This is a genomic window from Xylophilus rhododendri, assembly GCF_009906855.1.
Lineage (GTDB): Bacteria > Pseudomonadota > Gammaproteobacteria > Burkholderiales > Burkholderiaceae_C > Xylophilus > Xylophilus rhododendri.
In genome coordinates this window covers 3,930,724-3,953,208 of sequence record NZ_CP047650.1, presented here as the reverse complement: position 1 = coordinate 3,953,208, position 22,485 = coordinate 3,930,724, and the positions used below count along the sequence as shown (strand labels likewise).

Below are 22,485 nucleotides of genomic sequence, written 5' to 3'. Positions count from 1 at the left end.
TCGGCAGCGGCAGCGGCCCGCGGGCCGCGCGCGGCTCAGTCCGCCTGCTTGCGCAGGAAGGCCGGGATCTCCAGGTCGTCCATGCCGCCGGAGGCCAGCGCGTCCACACGGGCCGCGGCCTGGGTGCGGTTGGTGCGCCAGACGCTGGGCACGGCCATGTTGCCGTAGTCGGTGGCCGAAGCGTTGCCGAGCGAGCCCAGGCCGCCCTGCTGGCCGTGGCCGGCCATGGCGGCGCCGGCGCCGGTGGGCAGGCCGAAAGCCACGTCGTGGGTGCCCGTGCGCAGCACCTGCAGCGGAGGCGCGGTGCGGCGCTGCTGGCCCTGGCGCGACAGGCCGGTGGCGACCACGGTCACCCGCAGGCTGTCGCCCAGGTTGTCGTCGTAGGCGGTGCCGAAGATGATGTTGGCGTCCGGCGAGGCGTAGGCGCGGATGGTGTTCATCGCCAGCTTCGACTCGGTCAGCTTCAGGCTGCCCTTGGCGGCCGAGATCAGCACCAGCACGCCCTTGGCGCCCGACAGGTCGATGCCCTCCAGCAGCGGGCAGGCCACGGCCTGCTCGGCGGCGATGCGGGCGCGGTCCGGACCGTCCGACAGGGCCGTGCCCATCATGGCCTTGCCGGGCTCGCCCATCACGGTGCGCACGTCTTCGAAGTCGACGTTCACATGGCCGGGCACATTGATGATTTCGGCGATGCCGCCGACGGCGTTCTTCAGCACGTCGTTGGCGTGGGCGAAGGCCTCGTCCTGGGTGACGTCGTCGCCCAGCACTTCCAGCAGCTTCTCGTTGAGCACCACGATCAGCGAGTCGACATTGGCTTCCAGCTCGGTCAGGCCCGAGTCGGCGTTGGACATGCGGCGGCCGCCTTCGAATTCGAAGGGCTTGGTCACCACACCCACGGTGAGGATGCCCATTTCCTTGGCCACGCGGGCGATCACCGGCGCGGCGCCGGTGCCGGTGCCGCCGCCCATGCCGGCGGTGATGAAGAGCATGTGCGCGCCGTCGATGGCGGCGCGGATGTCGTCCACCGCGGCTTCGGCCGCTTCACGGCCCTTGTCGGGCTTGCCGCCGGCGCCCAGGCCGATCTGGCCGAGCTGGATGGAGCGGTGCGCGTGGCTGCGGCCGAGGGCCTGGGCATCGGTGTTGGCGCAGATGAATTCCACGCCCTGCACCGCGCGGTCGATCATGTGATCCACCGCATTGCCGCCGCCACCGCCGACGCCGATCACCTTGATCTGGGTGCCTTGGTGGAATTCTTCGACTTCGATCATTTCGATGGTCATGATGGATCTCCTGAAATAGGGTTCTGTAAGACTGAAAACTGGGACAAGAAGGTGCGACAAAAAATCTGCTGCGGACGATGGCCGGGCGGGCCGGTACGGCGACATCGCCATCGTCGTCGGCCCGGCGGACTGCCCCGCGCGAGCCAGAGGGGGTAATGGGACTGCATGGTCAGAAGTTCCCGACGATGAAGTCCTTGAAGCGGCCGAAGGCCGTCTTCACGGAGCCGTGTTTCTGCGCCACCTTGAAGCCGCGCATGCGGGCCAGGCGGGCCTCTTCCATCAGGCCCATCACGGTGGCGGCGCGCGGCTGGCTGACCATGTCGGCCAGGGCGCTGCGGTACTTGGGCACGCCGCGGCGCACGGGCTTCAGGAAGATGTCTTCGGCCAGCTCGACCATGCCCGGCATGACGGCGCTGCCGCCGGTCAGCACGATGCCCGACGAGAGCATTTCCTCGTAGCCCGATTCGCGGATCACCTGCTGCACCAGGGAGAAGATCTCCTCGATGCGCGGCTCGATCACGCCGGCCAGGGCCTGCTTGCTCAGCATGCGCGGGCCGCGGTCGCCCAGGCCCGGCACTTCCACCTGGGCTTCGGGGTCGGCCAGCAGCTGCTTGGCCACACCGGCCTCGACCTTGATGTCTTCGGCGTCCTTGGTGGGCGTGCGCAGCGCCATGGCGATGTCGCTGGTGATCAGGTCGCCGGCGATCGGGATCACCGCGGTGTGGCGGATCGCGCCGTTGGTGAAGATGGCCACGTCGGTGGTGCCGGCGCCGATGTCGACCACGGCCACGCCGAGTTCGCGTTCGTCGTCGGTCAGCACCGCCTGGCTGCTGGCCAGGGGGTTGAGCATCAGCTGCTCCACGTCCAGGCCGCAACGGCGCACGCACTTGATGATGTTCTCGGCCGCGCTCTGGGCGCCGGTCACGATGTGCACCTTGGCTTCCAGGCGGATGCCGCTCATGCCGATGGGTTCGCGCACGTCCTGGCCGTCGATCACGAATTCCTGCGGCTCGACCAGCAGCAGGCGCTGGTCGGTGGAGATGTTGATCGCCTTGGCCGTCTCCACCACCCGCGCCACGTCGGCCGGGGTGACTTCCTTGTCCTTGACCGCCACCATGCCGCTGGAATTCAGGCCGCGGATGTGGCTGCCGGTGATGCCGGTGTAGACCCGGGTGATCTTGCAGTCGGCCATCAGCTCGGCCTCCTTGAGCGCCTGCTGGATGCTCTGCACCGTCGCGTCGATGTTGACCACCACGCCGCGCTTCAGGCCGTTGGACGGTGCCACGCCCAGGCCGGCCAGCTTGAGCTGCCCGTCGGCCTGCACCTCGGCCACCACGGCCATGACCTTGGCCGTTCCGATGTCCAGGCCGACCACCAGGTCCTTGTACTCTTTAGCCATCAGTTGTTCCCTCGATCCTTGTATTTCTGCATGGCGGTCAGTCGATCGCCTTGACCATGTTCTTGCGTGCGATCGCCGCGGCCTGCTCCACCGTCATGGTGGTCACGCCGTTGAGCCGGATCGCGTATCCGTCGGCATGGCGCAGGTCGGCCGAGGCCAGGGCGTCGGCCCGGCGGCCGTACTTGGCGGCGACCTGGGTCAGCGTGCGGGCGAAACGCCGGGTGCGCTCCAGCAGGTCCGCCGTGCTGCCGCCGCCCAGCTCCACCACCGGGCCGTCGTCCAGCGTCAGGCGCCAGCTGCCGCGGCCGGAGAGTTCCAGCTGGGTGACCGACATCTCCAGCGGCGCGAACACCGGCTCCAGCACATGCTGCATCTCCAGCACCTCGGGCGCATGGCCCTGCGGCCCGGCCAGGCGGGGCAGGTCCTCGTTCTCGACGTCGGCCACATTGGCTTCGAACACTTCGCCGAAGCTGTTGACCATGGCCGAGCCGGATTCCGGGCCCCAGTAGGCGACCGGCACATGCTCCTCCAGCGTGACCAGCAGCCGGTTCGGGAACTCGCGGCGCACGTCGGCATGGCGGATCCAGGGCACGGCCTCGAAGGCCTCGCGCGCGGTGCGCAGGTTCACGGTGAAGAAGCTGCCTTCGAGCTTGTGGGCCACGTTGGCGCGCAGGGTGACCGGGTTGTTGTGGCTGAGCTTGCCTTCGATGACGATGGCGCCCAGCGCGAAGGCCGGGTTGCGCAGCGTCCACCAGCCGGCGGCGGCCAGCAGCATCGCCGCGCAGCCGGCGAACAGGACCGCGGCGGTCACGTTCATCAGCCGTACGTCGAAGGGTGCTGGCGTTGCGTCGGTCACGCGGCCTTCTCCTCGGGCTCGACCACGCGGCGCTGCGAGGCGGCGTAGTCCAGGCTGGCCGCGGCCAGGATGCGCAGGCACAGCTCGGCATAGTCGATGCCGGCGGCGCGCGCGGACATGGGCACCAGCGAATGCGAGGTCATGCCGGGCGAGGTGTTCATCTCCAGCAGGAAGGGCTTGCGGTCGCTGGCGCGGATCATCAGATCGGCCCGGCTCCAGCCGCGGCAGCCCAGGGTGCGGTAGGCGGCCAGCACGATGCGCTGGATCTCGCGTTCCTCTTCTTCTGGCAGCTCGCTGGGGCAGAGGTACTGCACGTCGTCGGTGAAGTACTTGTTCTGGTAGTCGTAGGCGCCTTCGGGCGCGCGGATGCGGATCACCGGCAGGGCGATGGCATCGGCGCCGCTGCCGAGGACGGGCACGGTGATCTCCTCGCCGGTGACGAACTCCTCGCAGAGCAGGTCGGGGTCGTAGCGCAGCGACAGGGCGGCGGCCTCGGCCATCTGCGCACGGTCGGTGACCTTGGTCACGCCGATGGAGGAGCCCTCGCGCGGCGGCTTGACGATCAGCGGCAGGCCCAGCGTGTCGGCGGCGGCGGCGATCTGCGCGGCGCTCTGCTGGTCGGGCGCCAGGCGCACATAACGCGGGGTGGGCAGGCCGTCGGCCAGCCAGACGCGTTTGGTGGTCACCTTGTCCATGGCGATGGCCGATGCCATCACGCCCGGGCCGGTGTAGGGGATGCCCATCAGTTCGAGGGCGCCCTGCACCGTGCCGTCCTCGCCGAAGCGGCCGTGCAGCGCGATGAAGCAGCGGTCGAAGCCTTCCTTCTGCAGGTCGGACAGGGGGCGCAGGCCGGTGTCGAAGGCATGGGCATCGACGCCCCGGCTCTGCAGCGCGGCCAGCACGCCCTTGCCGGAGAGAAAGGAGATCTCGCGCTCGGCCGAGGAGCCGCCCATCAGCACGGCGACCTTGCCGAAGCTTGCCACCGGCGGCAGGGCCGGCAGGCGGGAGACGATGTCCTGGGCGCTCATGCGGCGACTCCGGTGGTGGCAGCGACGCCGACCAGTTCGGCCACCTTGGCCGGCACGCCGCCGATGGAGCCGGCGCCCATGCAGATCACGACATCGCCGTCGCGGGTCTGGGCGGCGATGGCCCCGGGCATGTCGGCGATCTCGTCGACGAACACCGGCTCGACCTTGCCGGCCACCCGCAGGGCCCGCACCAGGGCGCGGCCGTCCGCCGCCACGATGGGCGCCTCGCCGGCGGCATAGACCTCGGCCAGCAGGGCGGTGTTGGCGTGTTCGCCGATGACCTTGACGAAGTCCTCGAAGCAGTCGCGGGTGCGGCTGTAGCGGTGCGGCTGGAAGGCCAGGACGATGCGGCGGCCGGGGAAGGCGCCTCGGGCGGCCGACAGGGTGGCGGCCATCTCGACCGGGTGATGGCCGTAGTCGTCGATCAGGGTGAAACTGCCGCCGTCGGCCGCACGCAGTTCGCCGTAGCGCTGGAAGCGCCGACCGACACCGCGGAATTCGGACAAAGCCTGCAGCACGGCTTCATCGGCGATGCCGAGTTCCACGCCGACGGCGATGGCCGACAGGGCGTTGAGCACGTTGTGGCGGCCGGCCAGGTTGAGCGTCACGTCCAGGTCGGGCAGGGTCACGCCGTTGCGGCGCTGCACGGTGAAGCGCATGCGGCCGCCTTCTGCGCGCACGTCCACGGCGCGGACCTGGGCGTCTTCCGAGAAGCCGTAGCTGGTGACCGGGCAGGTGACCTGCGGGATGATTTCGCGGATGGCGGCGTCGTCCACGCAGAGGATGGCCACGCCGTAGAAGGGCATGCGGTGCAGGAAGTCCACGAAGGCCGCCTTCAGGCGGTTGAAGTCGTGGCCGTAGGTTTCCATGTGGTCGGCGTCGATGTTCGTCACCACGGCCATGATGGGGAGCAGGTTCAGGAACGATGCGTCCGATTCGTCGGCCTCCACGACGATGTGGTCGCCCTTGCCGAGCTTGGCGTTGGCGCCGGCGCTGTTGAGGCGGCCGCCGATGACGAAGGTGGGGTCCAGGCCTGCGGCTGCGAGCACGCTGGTGACCAGGCTGGTGGTCGTCGTCTTGCCGTGGGTGCCGGCGATGGCGATGCCCTGCTTCAGGCGCATCAGTTCGGCCAGCATCATGGCCCTGGGGACCACGGGGATGCGCTTGGCTCTTGCCGCCACGACTTCAGGGTTGTCTTGCTTGACTGCTGTCGAGGTGACTACTGCGTCGGCGCCTTCTATGTTGCTTTCGGCGTGGCCTACGTAGGTCTTGATGCCCAGGGTGGCCAGGCGCTTCAGGGTGGGGCTGTCTGACAGGTCTGAGCCTGAGACCTGGTAGCCGAGGTTGAAGAGGACCTCGGCTATGCCGCTCATGCCGGAGCCGCCCAGGCCTACGAAATGGATTTGTCGGATGGCGTGCTTCATTTTTGTTGTGCTTTGTTTGCTGGCTGGCTGGCGGCTTTGGCTTCTTGCTGGGGGCGGTTCTCCTGCGGAGGGCGGAGCTGGGGCTGCGCGCCCCAGACCGCGCTCACTTTCTTTGCTTCGCCAAAGAAAGTAAGCAAAGAAAGGCGACCCAGCTGCGGGAGTCCCCCCTCTTCGAGGGGGCACGCTGCGGTGCTCGCAAAGGCGGGGTCCACGACAACTCGCTACGCTGCGCTTCGCTCAAACAGGTCGTGGCCCTGATCCGCCTTTGCTCCGCTCCTCGCTCACCCGCAGATGGGACCCGGGGAACGGGGACAGCCACTGCTTCGCAGGGCGACGGGCCTTCGCTGCGCTCGGCCCTGGCTGAAAGACAGAACGTGGCGAAGGGCAGGTATTCACCAGCCAGCGGCCGAGCGCAGCGAAGGCCAGTTGCGCTGCGAAGCAGCCGCTGTCCCCGCTCCCGCTCCCGGGTACCGTGAGCCCGAGAGCGAGGAACGGAGCAAAGGCGGATCAGGGCCACGACCTGTTTGAGCGAAGCGAGTTGTCGTGGACCCCGCCTTTGCGAGTACCGCAGCGGTGCCCGAAGGGCCTCGGGTGTCGGGTCGCCTTTTCTTTGCTTACTTTCTTTTGGCGAAGCAAAAGAAAGTGAGTCGGCCGCCGGGCCGAAATCCCGGCCCCCGCCCTCCGCAGGAGCAGCCAGCGCCAGCAAGAAGCAAGAGCTCATCGAGCAACCTCCTCACAAGCCGCCACAACAGCACCCACAGCATCCAGCTTGGCAACACCCCGGGCCTTCTCAGCCCGAGCCAACAACTCAGTACGAGTCATAGACCGCAACATCGCAGCCAGCGACTCGGCAGTCAGAACCTTCTGCTGCACCAGCCAGGCAGCCCCGGCATCCACCAGAAACCCGGCGTTCGTAGTCTGGTGGTCATCCACGGCAAACGGAAACGGCACAAACAAGGCAGCCGCCCCAACAGCAGCAATCTCGGTCACCGTACTGGCCCCAGCCCGCGCAATCACCAGATCGGCATCCGCAAACGCCACCGCCGTATCCTGGATGAAGGGCGTCAACTCAGCAGACACCCCGGCCCGCGCATAGTTGGCCCGCAGCGCATCGATCTGCTTCTCGCCACTCTGGTGGGTCACCACAGGCCGCTCCGAAGCAGGCAGCAGGGCAAGGGCAGCAGGCACGATCTCATTGAGCGCCTTCGCCCCCAGGCTCCCGCCCACGACCAGCAGGCGCAAGGGCCCGCTGCGCCCCGCAAACCGCTCAGCCGGCGCAGGCACCGCCAGAAACTCCGACCGCAGGGGATTGCCAACCCACTCGCCGGTCTTGAGAACCCCGGGAAACGCCGTGAAGCTGCGATCCGCCACAGTAGCCAGCACGCGATTGACCAGCCCGGCCACCGAGTTCTGCTCATGCAGCACCAGCGGCTTCCACGACAGCACGGACATCAACCCGGCAGGAAAAGCGATGTACCCCCGAAGCTGATCGCCACATCCGGCTTCACCCGCCGCACCATCTGCAGGCTCTGCCAAAAAGCCCGCAGCAGCCGCAAAGGCAGCAGCAGCAAGGTCATGAACCCCTTGCCCCGCACACCGCCGAAATCGATGGCCTCGAAGGTAAACCCACGCGGCGGCACCAGCCGCGCCTCCATGCTGGCCGGCGCACCGACCCAATGCACCGTCCAGCCGCGCGCACGCAAGGCCTCGGCCACGGCGATGCCGGGGAAGATATGCCCCCCCGTGCCACCGGCCATGACCAGCGCGGTCTTGCCCATCAGATGCGCCCTCCCCGCATCAGCACGCGGTTCTCGTAGTCGATGCGCAGCACGATGGACACCGCCACCAGGTTCATCAGGATGGCCGAGCCGCCGTAACTCATGAAGGGCAGCGTCAGCCCCTTGGTCGGCAGCGCGCCCAGGTTCACGCCCATGTTGATGAAGGACTGGAAACCCACCCAGATGCCGATGCCCTGCGCCACCAGCCCGGCGAAGACCCGGTCCAGCGCGATCGCCTGGCGGCCGATGTGCATGATGCGGCGGGTCAGCCACAGGAAGAGGCCGATGGCCACCAGCACGCCGACCATGCCGAATTCCTCGCCGATCACGGCGAGCAGGAAGTCGGTATGCGCCTCGGGCAGCCAGTGCAGCTTCTCCACGCTGCCGCCCAGGCCCACGCCGAAGATCTCGCCGCGGCCGATGGCGATCAGCGAATGCGAGAGCTGGTAGCCCTTGCCCAGGGTGAGCTTCTCGTCCCAGGGGTTGAGGTAGGCGAAGATCCGCTCGCGCCGCCACTCGCTCATCATCACCATCATCGAGAAGGCGAACAGCAGCACGGCGGCGATCAGGAAGAACATCCGGGCGTTCACGCCGCCCAGGAACAGGATGCCCATGGCGATGATGGCGATCACCATGAAGGCGCCCATGTCGGGCTCGGCCAGCAGCAGCACGCCGGTCACCGCCACCGCCACGCCCATGGGCAGCACGGCGCGGAAGAAGCGTTCCTTGACTTCCATCTTGCGCACCATGTAGTCGGCGGCATAGATCACCACCGACAGCTTGGCCAGCTCCGAAGGCTGGAAGTTCATCACGCCCAGCGGGATCCAGCGCCGCGCGCCGTTGACGCTGCGGCCCACATGCGGGATCAGCACCGCCAGCAGCAGCAGCAGCGAGAAGATGAAAAGCGCCGGGGCACAGCGCTCCCAGGTGCGGATCGGCACCTGGAAGGCCAGCACCGCGGCGACGAAACCCAGCACCAGGCCGATCACATGGCGGTAGAGGAAATAGGTCTGGCTGTAGCCCAGGCGGCCGAAACGCGGGTTGTCCGGCATGGCGATGGAGGCCGAATAGACCATCACCAGGCCCCAGGCCAGCAGGGCCACCGTGACCCAGAGCAGCGCTTGGTCGAAGCCCATGAGGCGTGCCGGAGCGGTCTGGGTGCGGGCGTATTCGGAGGAGCCGATGCGCACCGGCAGCGCATCGCCGGCGGCGCGGAACAGGCCGCTGAACCAGCCGCCGACACGGCCGCGCAGGCCGATGGCTTCGGGCGTCGCGCTCATTCCAGGCCTCCTTCGGTGGAGCCGGACAGCTGGCTCTCGGCCAGTTCGGCGACCGCTTCGCAAAAGACTTCCGCGCGGTGGTCGTAGCCGCGGAACATGTCGAAGCTGGCGCAGGCCGGCGACAGCAGCACCGCATCGCCCGCATGGGCCAGGCGGCCGGCGGCGGCGACGGCTTCGGGCAGGGTCTCGGCCTGGTGCAGCGCCACGCCGGCTTCGGCCAGGGCGGCGCCGATCAGCGGGCCGTCGCGGCCGATCAACACCACGGCGCGGGCATGGCGGGCGACCGGCGCGGCCAGGGGGCTGAAGTCCTGGTCCTTGCCGACGCCGCCCAGGATCACCACGATGCGGCGCTCGGCGCCCAGGCCGTTCAGCGCGGCCACGGTGGCGCCGACATTGGTGCCCTTGCTGTCGTCGAAGTATTCGACGCCCTCGATCACCGCCACGGATTCGACCCGGTGCGGCTCCCCACGGTATTCGCGCAGGCCGTAGAGCATGGGCGCCAGCGAGCAGCCCGCCGCCTGCGCCAGGGCCAGCGCGGCCAGGGCGTTGACGGCGTTGTGCCGGCCACGGATGCGCAGCGCATCGGCGGGCATCAGGCGCTGGATGTGCAGTTCCTCGGCTTCGGAGCCGCGCTTGCGGCGGGTCTCGTCGGCCTCGGTGGCGCGCACCAGCCAGGTCATGCCGTTGAGCACCTCGATGCCGTAGTCGCCGGGGCGTTTGGGCATGTCGCCGCCGAAGGTGACGTGGGCGCGGTGTTGGGGCTTCTGCAGCCGCACCTTGACCGGCGGCGGCAGCATGGCCATCACGGCTTCGTCTTCACGGTTGAGCACCATCAGGCCGCGTTCGCCGAAGACACGGGCCTTGGCCGCGGTGTACTGCGCCATGCCGCCGTGCCAGTCCAGGTGGTCCTGGCTGATGTTGAGCACGGTGGCGGCGGTGGGTTCGAACTGGCGGACGGCGTCGAGCTGGAAGCTGGAGAGTTCCAGCACCCAGACCTGGGGCAGCGTGCCGGCGGCCATGCGTTCGGCCAGGGTGTCGAGCAGCGTGGGGCCGATGTTGCCGGCCACCGCCACGGTCTTGCCGGCGCGTTCGACCAGCTGGCCGGTGAGCGAGGTGACGGTGGTCTTGCCGTTGGTGCCGGTGATGGCCAGCACGGCGGGGCGGTAGCGGGGGACGGCGGCGGCTTCCTCGGCGGGGGCTTCGGGTTCGATGGCCGGTGCGTCTTCGGGCAGCGGCTCGGATTCTTGCGCGGGGGCAGCCGCGGCGGGCTCGTTGTCGTCCTCGTCCGGGGCGGAGAGGTCGATCGGCAGCGGCGGCGTTTCCTCGATGTCCGGCCCACGCAGGTCGGCCAGCGCCATGGCGAACAGGTCCAGTTCGCCGCCCACCGGCAGGCCGATGGCGCGTGCGGCGTCGACCACCACGGCGGTCTGCTCCGGCGCCAGGCCGGGCGAGAGGTAGACGGCGCGCACCGCGCCGCCCTGCACCAGCGTGTCGCTGAAGGGGCCGTGCACGAAGGCCACGTCCGGCAGCTCGGCCTGCAGGGCGGGCAGCTGCGGCGGCGCTTCGCGGGTATCGGCCACCGTCACCCGCGCGCCGTGGCGCGCGCACCAGCGCGCCATGGCCAGGCCCGAGGCGCCCAGGCCCAGGACCAGTACGGGGAGGTCTTGAAGATGCTTCATGTCAGCGCAGCTTCAGGGTGGACAGGCCGATCAGGCACAGCAGCATGGTCACGATCCAGAAGCGCACGACGACCTGCGTTTCCTTCCAGCCGGCCTTTTCGAAATGGTGGTGCAGCGGCGCCATCAGGAACAGGCGCCGGCCGGCGCCGTAGCGCTTCTTGGTGAACTTGAACCAGGTGACCTGCAGCATCACCGACAGGGCCTCGGCCACGAACACGCCGCCCATGATGGCCAGCACGATCTCCTGGCGCACGATGACGGCCACCGTGCCCAGCGCGGCGCCCAGCGCCAGCGCGCCCACGTCGCCCATGAAGACCTGGGCCGGATGTGCGTTGAACCACAGGAAGGCCAGCCCCGCCCCGGAAATCGCGGCGCAGAACACCAGCAGCTCGCCCGAGCCCGCGATATGCGGGAACAGCAGGTAGCGCGACAGCGAGACATTGCCCGTGATGAAGGCGAAGATGCCCAGCGAGGAGGCCACCATCACCACCGGCATGATCGCCAGCCCGTCCAGCCCGTCGGTCATGTTGACCGCGTTGCTGGAGCCGACGATGACCAGGTAGGTCAGGATCATGAAACCGATCACGCCCAGCGGGTAGCTCACCGACTTGAAGAAGGGCACCAGCAGGCCGGCCTTGGGCGGCAGGTCCACGTCGAAGCCGGAGCGGGCCCAGGTCATGACCAGCTGCAGCACCTTCCAGTTGGAGGATTCGGAGATGCTGAACACCAGGTAGAGGGCGGCCAACAGGCCGATCAGCGACTGCCACAGGTACTTCTCGCGCGAGCGCATGCCCTCGGGATCCTTGCGCACCACCTTGCGCCAGTCGTCCACCCAGCCGATGGCGCCGAAGCCGCCGGTGACCAGCAGCACGATCCAGACGAAGCGGTTGGAGATGTCGGCCCACAGCAGCGTGGAGACGGCGATCGACAGCAGGATCAGTACCCCGCCCATGGTGGGCGTGCCGCTCTTGACCAGGTGCGTCTGCATGCCGTAGCCGCGCACCGGCTGGCCGATCTTGAGGGCGGTCAGGCGGCGGATCACGAAGGGACCGGACAGCAGTGCGATCAGCAGCGCGGTCATGGCGGCCATCACCGCGCGGAAGGTGAGGTACTGGAACACCCGCAGCGGGCCCAGGTCCGGCGAGAGGGTCTGCAGCCATTCGGCCAGGTTCATCAGCATGCCGATGCCTCCTGCGTGCCGCGGGCGGCCAGGGTTTCGATGGCCAGCACGGCGCGCTCCATCTGCATGAAACGCGAGCCCTTGACCAGCACGGTCGCCGTGCCCGGCAGCGCGGCGAGCAGCGCGGCTTCCAGGGCGGCATAGCTTTCGAAATGGCGCGAGCCGGCGCCCACCGAGGCGCAGAGCGCGCCCAGCGTGAAGACCTGCTCGATGGCGTGCGAGGCGGCGAAGGCGCCGGCTTCGGCGTGGAAGGCCGGGCCCTGTTCGCCCACTTCCCCCATGTCGCCCAGCACCAGCAGGCGCGGGCCGGGCAGCGAGGCCAGCACCTCGATGGCGGCGCGCACCGAATCCGGATTGGCGTTGTAGCTGTCGTCGATCAGCGTGACGGCCTTGCCGGCGATGGACAGCTGCGCCGCGCGCGAGCGGCCCTTGACCGGCTGGAAGGCGGCCAGGCCTTCGGCGATGGCCTCTGCCGGCACACCGGCGGCCAGTGCACAGGCAGCGGCAGCCAAGGCGTTCTGCAGGTTGTGGCGGCCGGCCACGGCCAGGCGGAAGGCGATGTCGCCCGCCGGCGTGGCGGCCACGGCCGCCCAGGCATCGCCCTGCCATTCGGCAGAGCGCAGCCACAGGTCGGCGCCAGCGGCCTGCGCCTGGGCAAAGCTCATGCAGCGGCGCTGACCGGCCAGGGAGCGCCACAGGGGCGTGAATTCGTCGCCGGCCGGGAACACCGCGCAGCCATCGGCCGGCAGGGCCGAGATGACGCTGCCGTTCTCGTGCGCCACGGCCTGCACCGTGTGCATGAATTCCTGGTGCTCGCGCTGGGCGTTGTTGACCAGGGCGACGGTGGGCTGGGCGATATGCGCCAGCACCGAGATCTCGCCGGGATGGTTCATGCCCAGCTCGACCACTCCGGCGCGGTGCGTGGCGCGCAGGCGCAGCAGGGTCAGCGGCACGCCGACGTCGTTGTTGAAATTGCCCTGGGTGGCGAAGGCGGCGTCGCCATAGGCCGCGCGCAGGATGCTGGCCACCATCTGGGTGGTGGTGGTCTTGCCGTTGCTGCCGGTCACCGCGACCATGGGCAGGCGGAACTGGTGGCGCCAGCCGGTGGCCAGGGCGGCCAGCGCGGCGCGGGTGTCGGGCACCTCGATGCCCTGCAGGCCGGCCGCCTGCAGGCCGCCGTGGGCGATGGCGGCCACGGCGCCGCTGGCGCGGGCATCGGCCAGGAAGTCGTTGGCGTCGTAGCGTTCGCCGCGCAGGGCCACGAACAGGTCGCCCGGCTGCAGGGTGCGGGTATCGGTATGGATGCGGCTGATGGGCAGCTCGCCGTTGCCGACCAGGCGCATGCCGCCGGTCCAGGCAAAGGCCTGCTGCAGGGTCATCATTTGGGAAGCGAGGGTCATGGTCTCGGGGAATCAGTGGGCCGAGGGCGGCAGGGAGGCGGCACGCTGGTCCAGCGCGGTCTCGACCTGCTCGCGGTCGGAAAAGGGAAGGCGCCGTCCGGCGACTTCCTGATAGGTTTCGTGGCCCTTGCCGGCGACCAGGACCACGTCCTGCGGGCCGGCCTGGGCGATGGCCTGGGCGATCGCCGCGGCGCGGTCGATCTCGATGCGATAGGGTGCGCCTTCGGGCAGGCCGGCGGCGGCTTGCGCCACGATGGCGGCGGGGTCTTCGTGGCGCGGGTTGTCGCTGGTCAGCCAGATGCGGTCGGCGCCGTGGGCGGCGATGGAGGCCATCACCGGGCGCTTGGCCTGGTCGCGCCCGCCGCCGCAGCCGAACAGGCAGACCAGTTCGCCGCCGCGCGATTCGGCCAGCGGGCGCAGGGCGGCCAGGGCTTTTTCCAGCGCGTCGGGTGTGTGGGCGTAATCGACGGCCACCAGCGGCTGCCCGGCGCGGGCGATGCGTTCCATGCGGCCGGGCACCGGGGCCAGGTCGGCGCAGGCGGCCACGGCCTCATCGAGCGGCACGCCCAGCGCACGCTGGCCGCCGACCACCGCCAGCAGGTTGCTGATATTGAAACGGCCGATGGCGCCGGCCTGCAGCAGGCAGCGCTGTTCGCCTTCGACCACCGTGAACCGCAGGCCACCTGTCTCGCCATGGCCGATGTCCTCGGCGCGCAGGCGGGCGTCGGCCGAGCCGTCCGCCGAATAGGTCCACAGGTCCACCGTCAGCTGCGCGGCCAGGGCGGCGCCATGGGCGTCGTCGATGTTGACCACGGCCGCCTGCAGGCCCGGCCAGGCGAACAGCTCGGCCTTGGCGGCCCAGTAGGCGGCCATGCTGCCGTGGTAGTCCAGGTGGTCCAGCGTGAAATTGGTGAACAGGGCCACGCGGATGCGGCTGCCATCGAGCCGCCGTTCGGCGATGCCGATGGAGGAGGCCTCGATGGCGCAGGCGGCCAGGCCCTGGTCGTCGAACTGGCGGAACACCCGCTGCAGCAGCACCGGGTCGGGTGTGGTCAGGCCGTTGGCGACCACCTGCGGCGGCACGCCGGTGCCCAGGGTGCCGATCAGGCCGCAGCCGCGGCCGGTGCGGGCCAGCGCCAGGGCCAGCCACCAGGCGGTACTGGTCTTGCCGTTGGTGCCGGTGACGGCCAGCACGTCCAGGCCTTCGCTGGGCGCGCCGAACCAGTCTCCAGCGATGCGGCCGGTGGCGGCCTTGAGGCCAGCGCAGGTGGCCACTTCGCGGCTTGCGAATTCGAAGGCCTCGACACCCTCGCGCTCGACCAGGCAGGCGGCCGCGCCGCGTGCGAAGGCATCGGCCACGAAGGCCCGGCCATCGACCGCCGCGCCGGGCCAGGCGATGAAGCCGTCGCCGGACTGGACTTCCCGGCTGTCGATGCGCAGCGTGCCGGTGACCCGCGCGCGCAGCCAGGCGACCGCGTCGGCGGCGCCGTTCAGCTGCTGCAGCGAGATGTCGGAGGCGACCATCAGAAGGACTCCTCCACTTCCTTGGACACCACCTGCGGCCGCACGCTCAGGTCGGGCTGCACGCCCATGATGCGCAGGGTCTGCGCCACCACTTCGCTGAACACTGGCGCGGCCACGGTGCCGCCGAAGTAGGTGCCGGCGGTGGGCTCGTCCACCATCACCGCGACGATGATGCGCGGGTTGTCGATCGGCGCGATGCCGTTGAACCAGGCCCTGTACTTGTGCGCCGCATAACCGCGGCCTTCCTGCTTGTGCGCGGTGCCGGACTTGCCGCCCACCGAATAGCCCATGGTCTGCGCACGCGGGCCGGTGCCGCCCGGGCCGGCGGCCATCTGCAGCATGCGGCGCACGGCGGCGGCGTTCTTGGGCGAGAAGACGGGAGTGCCCACGGCCGGCTGGTCGCTCTTCAAGATGGTGGCCGGGATCAGGTGGCCGTCGTGCGCGAAGACGGTGTAGGCATGCGCCATCTGGAACAGCGAGGCGGAGAGGCCGTAGCCATAGGACATGGTGGCCTGCTCCACCGGCCGCCAGGTCTTCCAGGGCCGCAGCCGGCCGGTGACGGCGCCGGGGAAGGTCAGCTGCGGCTTCTGGCCGAAACCGACGGCGCTGAAGCTGTCCCACATCTCGTGCGCGCTCATGCGCTGCGAGATCTTGGTGGCGCCCACGTTGCTGGACTTCTGGATCACGCCCTCGACCGTCTGCACGCCGTAGTTGTGGGTGTCGGTGATGGTCGAGCCGGTGATGGTGATGCGGCCGGGCGAAGTATCGATGATGGTCTGCGGCGTGACCCGGCCCAGCTCCAGCGCGGTGGCGATGGTGATCGGCTTCATGGTCGAGCCGGGCTCGAAGGTGTCGGTGAGCGCGCGGTTGCGCAGCTGCTCGCCCGACAGGTGCTGGCGGTTGCCCGGGTCGTAGCTGGGATAGTTGGCCAGGGCCAGGATCTCGCCGGTGACCGAGTCCAGCACCACCACGCTGCCGGCCTTGGCCTTGTTGGCGATGACCGCGTCGCGCAGCTTCTGGTAGGCGAAGAACTGCACCTTGGAGTCGATGGAGAGCTGGATGTCCTTGCCGTCGAGCGGCGGCACCGCGTCGCCCACGCTCTCCACCGCGCGGCCCAGGCGGTCCTTGATGACGCGGCGCGAGCCCGGCTTGCCGCCCAGGTCCTGGTTGAAGGCGAGTTCGATGCCTTCCTGGCCCTTGTCCTCGACATTGGTGAAGCCGACGATGTGCGCCGCCGCCTCGCCCTCGGGGTACTGGCGCTTGTATTCGCGGCGCTGGTAGATGCCCTTGATGTCGAGTGCGGCGATCTGCTTGGCGACGGGCTCGTCCACCTGGCGCTGGATCCAGACGAAGGTCTTGTCCTCGTCGGCCAGCTTCTTGTTGAGCGCGGGCAGCGGCATGCCCAGCAGCTTGGCCAGGGTCTTCAACTTGGCGGCGACCTCGGGGTCGTCCTTCTCGACGTCCTCGGGGATCGCCCAGATGCTGGGGGCGATCACGCTGGAGGCCAGCAGCAGGCCGTTGCGGTCCAGGATGCGGCCGCGGTTGGCCGGCAGCTCCAGGGTGCGGGCGAAACGCACCTCGCCCTGGCGCTGGAAGAAGGAGTTGTTGATCACCTGCACGTACAGCGAGCGTGCGGCCAGGCCCACGAAGCCCAGCGCGATGCAGGCGACGATGAACTTGCTGCGCCAGACCGGCGTCTTGCTGGCCAGCAAGGGGCTGGAGGCGTACTGGACGCTGCGGCTGCCGCGGCTCATTTGGCGGCTCCCGGGCCCGGATCGGCCAGGTACAGCGTGATCGCCGGCGTGGTGTTGCGCATCTGCAGCTTGTCGCGCGCGAGTTTTTCCACCCGCAGCGGCGTGGCCTGGGCGCGTTTTTCCACTTCCAGCCGGTCGCTCTCGACTTCGAGGCGGTGCGACTCGGCGCGCGCCCGCTCCATCTCGGTGAAGAGCTGGCGCGACTCGTACTGCACATGCACCAGGTACAGGGCACTGGCCAGCACGGCCAGGAGCAGCACGACCGACAGCCGCGTCATGCCGGCACCTCGGTGCGTTCGGCCACCCGCAGCACGGCACTGCGCGAACGCGGATTGGCCGACACCTCGGCCGCGCTCGGCTTGAAGCGGCCCAGCGCCTTCAGCCGCATCGGCTGCGGCGGCGCGAAGGGCGCGCGGCGGTCGTAGACCTCCTTGGACTGCTGGGCGATGAAGGTCTTGACGATGCGGTCTTCCAGCGAATGGAAGCTGATCGCCGAGATGCGCCCGCCGGTCTGCAGCACGCCCAGGCTGGCGCTCAGTACCTGCTGCAGCTCTTCAAGCTCGGCGTTGATGAAAATCCGAAGAGCCTGAAATGTGCGCGTTGCAGGGTTCTGGCCCTGCTCGCGGGTTTTGACCGCGCCAGCCACGAGTTCGGCCAGCTCGGTGGTGGTTGAAACAGGGCGCCCTTCCTGTCGGCGAGCAACAATCGCCTTCGCAATGGGGCCAGCAAACCGTTCTTCTCCGTAGTCACGTATCACCTCCGCGATCTGCTGCACTTCGGCCGCAGCGAGCCACTCGGCCACGCTCTCGCCGCGCGTGGGATCCATGCGCATGTCGAGAGGCCCGTCGAAACGAAAAGAAAAACCCCGTACGGGGCTGTCGATCTGGGGGGAGCTGACGCCGAGGTCCATCAGGACCCCGGCGGCACTGGCCGGCGGCAGATCCCCCAGTTGGGCGAAGCCCTCGTGCCGGATCGAGAAGCGGCTGTCGGCGATCTCCGCCGCCGCCGCGATCGCCTCCGGATCCTTGTCGAAGGCGATCAGCCGGCCGGCGGGCGACAGCCGCGACAGGATCAGGCGGCTGTGGCCGCCCCGGCCGAAGGTGGCGTCGATATAGGTGCCATCGGGGTCGTGCACTAGGGCATCGACCGCCTCGTGCAGCATGACCGTCGTGTGGACTGCGGTACTGCTCATGGCTTTAGAAGGAGAAATCCTGGAAGGCGTCGGGCATCTCGCCCTTCATGGCTTCGGCTTCCTGGGCTTCGTAGCTGGCCTTGTCCCAGAGTTCGAAGTGGTTGCCCATGCCCAGCAGCACGCAGTCCTTGCTGATGCCGGCCGCCGTGCGCAGCTCGGGCGAGACCAGCACGCGGCCGGTGCCGTCCATCTCCACGTCCATGGCGTTGCCCAGGAAGATGCGTTTCCACCATTGGGCCGACATCGGCAGCTGGGCGATACGCTCGCGGAATTTCTCCCATTCGGGGCGCGGGAACACCATCAGGCAGCCGTGCGGATGCTTGGTGATGGTGAGCTGGCCCGCGGCCGTCGCGCCCAGGACGTCGCGGTGACGCGTCGGGACGGACAAACGCCCCTTGGCATCGAGACTCAGCGACGAGGCCCCTTGGAACACGACAGTCAACCCTCCGGGAGATGAGCAGGGCGGCGGGCCCTGCAGTGCGAGTGGGCAGCCTGGCCGGGCCACTTTTCACCACTTAATTGCACTTTTTTGCACTGTAGCAGGAATCCAGGCACCGCCGACATGCCTCGGGGCCTACTTTCACAATGAAATCAAGGACTTAGAACACGATCATCGAAGTGCAACGAGCGGAAAAACCTTCTAAATGAAGTACTTACATCCCCATGTCAAAGTGAACCTTGAGACGGCGACTCACATGTAACAGTGCCGGCGGCGGACAACAGTCCGGCGCCGGCACGCGGTGAAAAAGCAGCCTGTCGGTGCTTAGAGAATGAAGCGCGAGAGATCCTCGTTGCGGCTCAGCTCGCCCAGACGGTGGTCGACATAGGCGGCATCCACCAGCAGGGTCTGGCCGGAGAGCTGCTCGGCATCGAAGCTGGCCTCGTCGAGCAGGCGCTCCATCACCGTGGCCAGGCGGCGCGCGCCGATGTCCTCGGTGCGTTCGTTCACCTCGAAGGCGATGGCGGCCAGGCGGGTGATGCCCTCGGGCGTGAACTCGATGGTCACGCCCTCGGTGGCCAAGAGCGCCTGGTACTGGCGGACCAGGGAGGCATGGGTCTGCACCAGGATGGCCTCGAAGTCCTGGGCGGTGAGCGACTGCAGCTCCACCCGGATCGGGAAACGCCCCTGCAGTTCCGGAATCAGGTCGCTGGGCTTGGCCAGGTGGAAGGCGCCGGAGGCGATGAACAGCATGTGGTCGGTCCTGACCATGCCGTACTTGGTGCTGACCGAGCTGCCTTCGACCAGCGGCAGCAGGTCGCGCTGCACGCCCTGGCGGGAGATTTCCGCGGTGCTGCCGCCGCCTTCGCCGCCGCGCGAGGCGACCTTGTCGATCTCGTCGATGAAGACGATGCCGTTTTGCTCGGCGTTGTGGATGGCGCGGGCGCGGATCTCCTCCTCGTTGACCAGCTTGCCGGCCTCCTCGTCGGTGAGCAGGCGCAGGGCTTCGGCGATGCGCAGCTTGCGCGCCTTGCGGCGGCCGCCCATCTGGCCGAACATGCCGCGCAGCTGGTCGGCCATGCCTTCCATGCCGGGGGCGCCCATCACGTCGATGGCGGGCGGCGGCTCGGCGAGGTCGAGTTCGATCTCTTTCTCGTCGAGCTGGCCCTCGCGCAGCTTCTTGCGGAAGGACTGGCGGGCCACGCTGTCGGGCGCGGGCGCGGCGATGGCACCCTCCTCCGCCGCCGCACCGGTGGGCCGCGCGGGCGGCAGCAGGATGTCGAGGATGCGGTCCTCGGCGGCATCGGCGGCGCGCACCCGGTGCAGCTTGACCTCGGCCTCGCGGGTCTGCTTGACGGCCACTTCGACCAGGTCGCGCACGATGGTGTCCACGTCCTTGCCCACATAGCCCACCTCGGTGAACTTGGTGGCCTCCACCTTCAGGAAGGGCGCATCGGCCAGGCGGGCCAGGCGGCGGGCGATCTCGGTCTTGCCGACGCCGGTCGGGCCGATCATCAGGATGTTCTTGGGCGTGATCTCGTGGCGCAGCTTGTCGTCCACCTGCTGGCGGCGCCAGCGGTTGCGCAGGGCGATGGCGACGGCGCGTTTGGCCTGCTGCTGGCCGACGATGTGGCGGTCGAGTTCGGAGACGATCTCCTTGGGGGTCATCGAGAAGGACATGGGCGCGCTTAATCCAGGGTTTCGATCGTGTGGTTCATGTTGGTGTAGATGCACAGGCTGCCCGCGATCTCCAGCGACTTCTTCACCACCACGTCGGCCGGCAGGTCGGTGTTGTCGATCAGCGCCTTGGCCGCCGAATGCGCATAGGCGCCGCCCGAGCCGATGGAGACGATGCCCTGCTCGGGCTCCAGCACGTCGCCGTTGCCGGTGATGATCAGCGAGGTGGTGCGGTCGGCCACGGCCAGCATGGCTTCGAGGCGGCGCAGCACCCGGTCGGTGCGCCAGTCCTTGGTGAGTTCGATGGCGGCGCGGGCCAGCTGGCCCTGGTGTTTTTCGAGCTTGGCCTCGAAACGCTCGAAGAGGGTGAAGGCATCGGCCGTGGCGCCCGCGAAGCCGGCCAGCACCCGGTCGTGGTGCAGCTTGCGCACCTTGCGGGCGGTGCCCTTGACGACGATGTTGCCCAACGTCACCTGGCCGTCGCCGCCGATGGCGACCTGCCAGCCGTTGGGCGTTTCACGGCGCACGCTGAGGATGGTGGTGCCGTGGTAGACGGCGCTTTCGTTCGATTGGCTCATAAGCGCGTCACTTGAGGGCAAACGCCGCGCTTTTCAATGGGACCGGGTTTTCAGTCCGGCCGCAGGTACACCCGGGCGTATTCGTTGATGCCGGTCAGATTGAAGAAGGCGCCGACCAGTCGGTGCAGGTTGCGGAACTCCACCGCCATGCCCGCGCCGTGGTGGCTGGCGGCCCAGCCGAGCACCGAGCCGACGGCGATGAAATCCATGCGGATCAGGCGGCTGCAGTCGATCGCCAGCAGCTCGTCGCGCCCGGGCATGGCCGACTGCGCCTGCAGCGCGAAGACGGCGTCGAGGCGGGCGAGCTCCGTGTCGATATCGGCGCCGATCTCGCCGGCCAGCATGGCGGATTCGGCCACCGGCGCCTGCGGCACGCTTTCCCAGCCGACCGGCATGGGTGCATCGCCGGGCAGGGCCGGCCGGCCGATCTTGAGTGTGTGGAATTCGCAGCTCGGCTCCTGCCAGGAGGGCGGCGAGACTTCGTAGGTGATGCAGTAGTCGAGGGCGGCTTCCTCGTAGTCGTCCATGCGGCCCATCAGGCGCAGGGTCTCCATGCGCAGCTTCCACCAGTCGGCCTCGGCATCGGCCGCGCCGGTGAGGGTGCGGGCCTCCAGCGTGGCCAGCAGCCGGCCGACACCTTCGAAGTAGATCTGCGCCGGGGAACGGCTCCAGGCGCTGAAGGTTTCCAGCAGCAGGGCCACCGCGTCGTATTCGAAGCCCTCCACGGCCGACCAGTCCAGCCACCAGGCGCCGGGCGCCGCCGCGGCACCGCTGCGCAGGCGCACCACCGAATGCGCACCGACCAGCGCCGGGCTGCGCCAGTAGAAGTCGCCGGCGCCGTCCGGCAGCGGCACGGCCTCGGCCGCCAGGGAGAACCAGGGCGGCGGCGACTGGCCGAAACGCTCCGCATAGCCGATGGCCGCGGCCTCGAAAGGCTCGCGGCGGCCGGTGGCACGGTAGAGGTCGAACAGGGCGAACCAGCGCTCGCGCTGGACGGCTTCGTCCAGGCCCGCCTCGGCGGCTTCATCGAGCAGGCCACGCAGGCTGGTTTCCGCGGCCGCCGCATGGCCGTTGGCGAATTCGATGGCCGCCTCTTCGATCGCGGGGTCGTGCACGAAACCCGGCAAGGCCGGCTGGGGGCCGGGCAAGGGGCCGGGGCCGGTGGCGACGAGTTGCGCGATCGGGCCGTCGCCGGGCGCGAGGTCGGCCAGGGCGATGGCCGGCAGTTCGGCGTCCGGCAGTTCCAGGTCGGGCAGTTCGAGGTCGGGAACCATCACCTGCGCCACGACGGCCGGCAGCGGCGCCGGCACCGGGACCGGTGCTGGCGCGGCCGGCAAGGCGGCCACCGCGATGGCTGGGGGCGATGGCGCCTTCGGGCTGCCCGCCGCATTGCCGCCTTCGTAAGGCGTGGTGGCGGCGAAATTGGTGGGCGGCGGCGTGAAGCGCGAGCCGAAGCTGAAGGCGGCGCCGGCTGTCAGCGGCTGGTGGCGCGAGGCCTGCGAGTCAGGCGGGCGCGGCGCCGCGCCGGCGGCGGCTGGCGCGGGCCCGGCTGCGGCCACGGGCGCCAGCGCCTCGGCGGGCTCCGAAGGCCGGGTCTTCCACCACTGCCGCGACATCTGCTCCTCGATCTCGTTGATCTTGCGCAGGGTGACGGCTCGTTCTTCGGAATTGTGGTCCGGCGCGGTGTCCAGGAAGCCGGTGGCCTGGGACTCGTTTTCCTGTTGGGCGCCTTCGGCCCCGGGCTGGCTGGAGGCGGCCAGGCGGCGCATGCGGCGCAGCTGGTCGAATTCGCGCTGGCGCACCAGGTCGTGGCGCCGGCGCCGCTCCATCAGCTCGCGCAGCAACTGCCGGCCCTTGGTGGTGTCGCTGTCGGTTTCGGACTCCGCCTCGATCGCGGACGGCGCCGTGCCAAGGTTGCTGCGCGCCGTGCTGCCGGGCAGCACCAGACGAACCACCTTGCTGAAGAATCCGGCCGGGCCGTCCTTGCGCATGGGGTGAAACGGGCTCGGCGGTGGGG

Annotated in this window: 17 protein-coding genes and 1 pseudogene; all 18 read right to left on the bottom strand. The window is 69.2% G+C overall.

The window, feature by feature from the left end:
- Nucleotides 1-35 precede the first annotated feature (35 nt).
- Nucleotides 36-1,280, bottom strand: coding sequence for a cell division protein FtsZ (ftsZ, locus tag GT347_RS18275; protein ID WP_160553563.1), 1,245 nt, complete (start codon nt 1,278-1,280; stop codon nt 36-38).
- Between the two features lie 169 nt (nt 1,281-1,449).
- Nucleotides 1,450-2,679: a cell division protein FtsA gene (ftsA, locus tag GT347_RS18270; protein WP_160553562.1), complete on the bottom strand. Its 1,230-nt coding sequence runs from the start codon at nt 2,677-2,679 to the stop codon at nt 1,450-1,452.
- Between the two features lie 37 nt (nt 2,680-2,716).
- Nucleotides 2,717-3,535 carry a cell division protein FtsQ/DivIB gene (locus tag GT347_RS18265; protein WP_160553561.1) on the bottom strand — a complete coding sequence of 273 codons (819 nt, stop codon included), beginning with the start codon at nt 3,533-3,535 and terminating at the stop codon, nt 2,717-2,719.
- Nucleotides 3,532-4,563, bottom strand: a complete 1,032-nt coding sequence (locus tag GT347_RS18260) for a D-alanine--D-alanine ligase (protein WP_160553560.1) — start codon at nt 4,561-4,563, stop codon at nt 3,532-3,534. The genes GT347_RS18265 and GT347_RS18260 overlap by 4 nt, the downstream gene beginning before the upstream one ends.
- Nucleotides 4,560-5,987, bottom strand: coding sequence for a UDP-N-acetylmuramate--L-alanine ligase (gene murC / locus GT347_RS18255; RefSeq protein WP_160553559.1), 1,428 nt, complete (start codon nt 5,985-5,987; stop codon nt 4,560-4,562). Before murC ends, GT347_RS18260 begins: the two co-directional genes overlap by 4 nt.
- A 717-nt stretch (nt 5,988-6,704) precedes the next feature.
- Nucleotides 6,705-7,765, bottom strand: a pseudogene (gene murG, locus GT347_RS18250) (undecaprenyldiphospho-muramoylpentapeptide beta-N-acetylglucosaminyltransferase).
- A complete protein-coding gene (ftsW, locus tag GT347_RS18245; RefSeq protein WP_160553558.1) occupies nt 7,765-9,045 on the bottom strand; it encodes a putative lipid II flippase FtsW in 1,281 nt (426 codons plus the stop codon). Before ftsW ends, murG begins: the two are co-directional and overlap by 1 nt.
- Complete coding sequence (murD, locus tag GT347_RS18240) at nt 9,042-10,724, bottom strand: UDP-N-acetylmuramoyl-L-alanine--D-glutamate ligase (RefSeq protein ID WP_160553557.1); 1,683 nt, start codon at nt 10,722-10,724, stop codon at nt 9,042-9,044. Before murD ends, ftsW begins: the two co-directional genes overlap by 4 nt.
- Nucleotide 10,725: 1 nt before the next feature.
- The gene (mraY, locus tag GT347_RS18235) at nt 10,726-11,904 is read right to left on the bottom strand and encodes a phospho-N-acetylmuramoyl-pentapeptide-transferase (protein WP_160553556.1); all 1,179 of its coding nucleotides are present in this window, start codon (nt 11,902-11,904) and stop codon (nt 10,726-10,728) included.
- Entirely contained in the window at nt 11,898-13,286 is a 1,389-nt protein-coding gene (locus GT347_RS18230; protein ID WP_160555424.1) for a UDP-N-acetylmuramoyl-tripeptide--D-alanyl-D-alanine ligase, read from the bottom strand. Before GT347_RS18230 ends, mraY begins: the two co-directional genes overlap by 7 nt.
- Nucleotides 13,287-13,316: 30 nt before the next feature.
- On the bottom strand, nt 13,317-14,828 hold the full coding sequence (locus GT347_RS18225) for a UDP-N-acetylmuramoyl-L-alanyl-D-glutamate--2,6-diaminopimelate ligase (RefSeq protein ID WP_160553555.1): 1,512 nt from the start codon (nt 14,826-14,828) through the stop codon (nt 13,317-13,319).
- Nucleotides 14,828-16,582, bottom strand: coding sequence for a peptidoglycan D,D-transpeptidase FtsI family protein (locus tag GT347_RS18220; protein WP_160553554.1), 1,755 nt, complete (start codon nt 16,580-16,582; stop codon nt 14,828-14,830). Before GT347_RS18220 ends, GT347_RS18225 begins: the two co-directional genes overlap by 1 nt.
- A complete protein-coding gene (gene ftsL / locus GT347_RS18215) occupies nt 16,579-16,860 on the bottom strand; it encodes a cell division protein FtsL (protein WP_160553553.1) in 282 nt (93 codons plus the stop codon). Before ftsL ends, GT347_RS18220 begins: the two co-directional genes overlap by 4 nt.
- Nucleotides 16,857-17,774 carry a 16S rRNA (cytosine(1402)-N(4))-methyltransferase RsmH gene (rsmH, locus tag GT347_RS18210; protein ID WP_160553552.1) on the bottom strand — a complete coding sequence of 306 codons (918 nt, stop codon included), beginning with the start codon at nt 17,772-17,774 and terminating at the stop codon, nt 16,857-16,859. The genes ftsL and rsmH overlap by 4 nt, the downstream gene beginning before the upstream one ends.
- Before the next feature lie 4 nt (nt 17,775-17,778).
- Complete coding sequence (gene mraZ, locus GT347_RS18205) at nt 17,779-18,207, bottom strand: division/cell wall cluster transcriptional repressor MraZ (RefSeq protein WP_160553551.1); 429 nt, start codon at nt 18,205-18,207, stop codon at nt 17,779-17,781.
- 330 nt (nt 18,208-18,537) lie between these two features.
- Nucleotides 18,538-19,893, bottom strand: coding sequence for an ATP-dependent protease ATPase subunit HslU (gene hslU / locus GT347_RS18200; RefSeq protein ID WP_160553550.1), 1,356 nt, complete (start codon nt 19,891-19,893; stop codon nt 18,538-18,540).
- Nucleotides 19,894-19,901: 8 nt separating this feature from the next.
- Nucleotides 19,902-20,468 (bottom strand): ATP-dependent protease subunit HslV, encoded by a 567-nt coding sequence (gene hslV, locus GT347_RS18195; protein ID WP_160553549.1) that lies wholly within the window; start codon nt 20,466-20,468, stop codon nt 19,902-19,904.
- 50 nt (nt 20,469-20,518) lie between these two features.
- Entirely contained in the window at nt 20,519-22,459 is a 1,941-nt protein-coding gene (locus GT347_RS18190) for an STAS domain-containing protein (RefSeq protein ID WP_160553548.1), read from the bottom strand.
- Nucleotides 22,460-22,485: the final 26 nt, after the last annotated feature.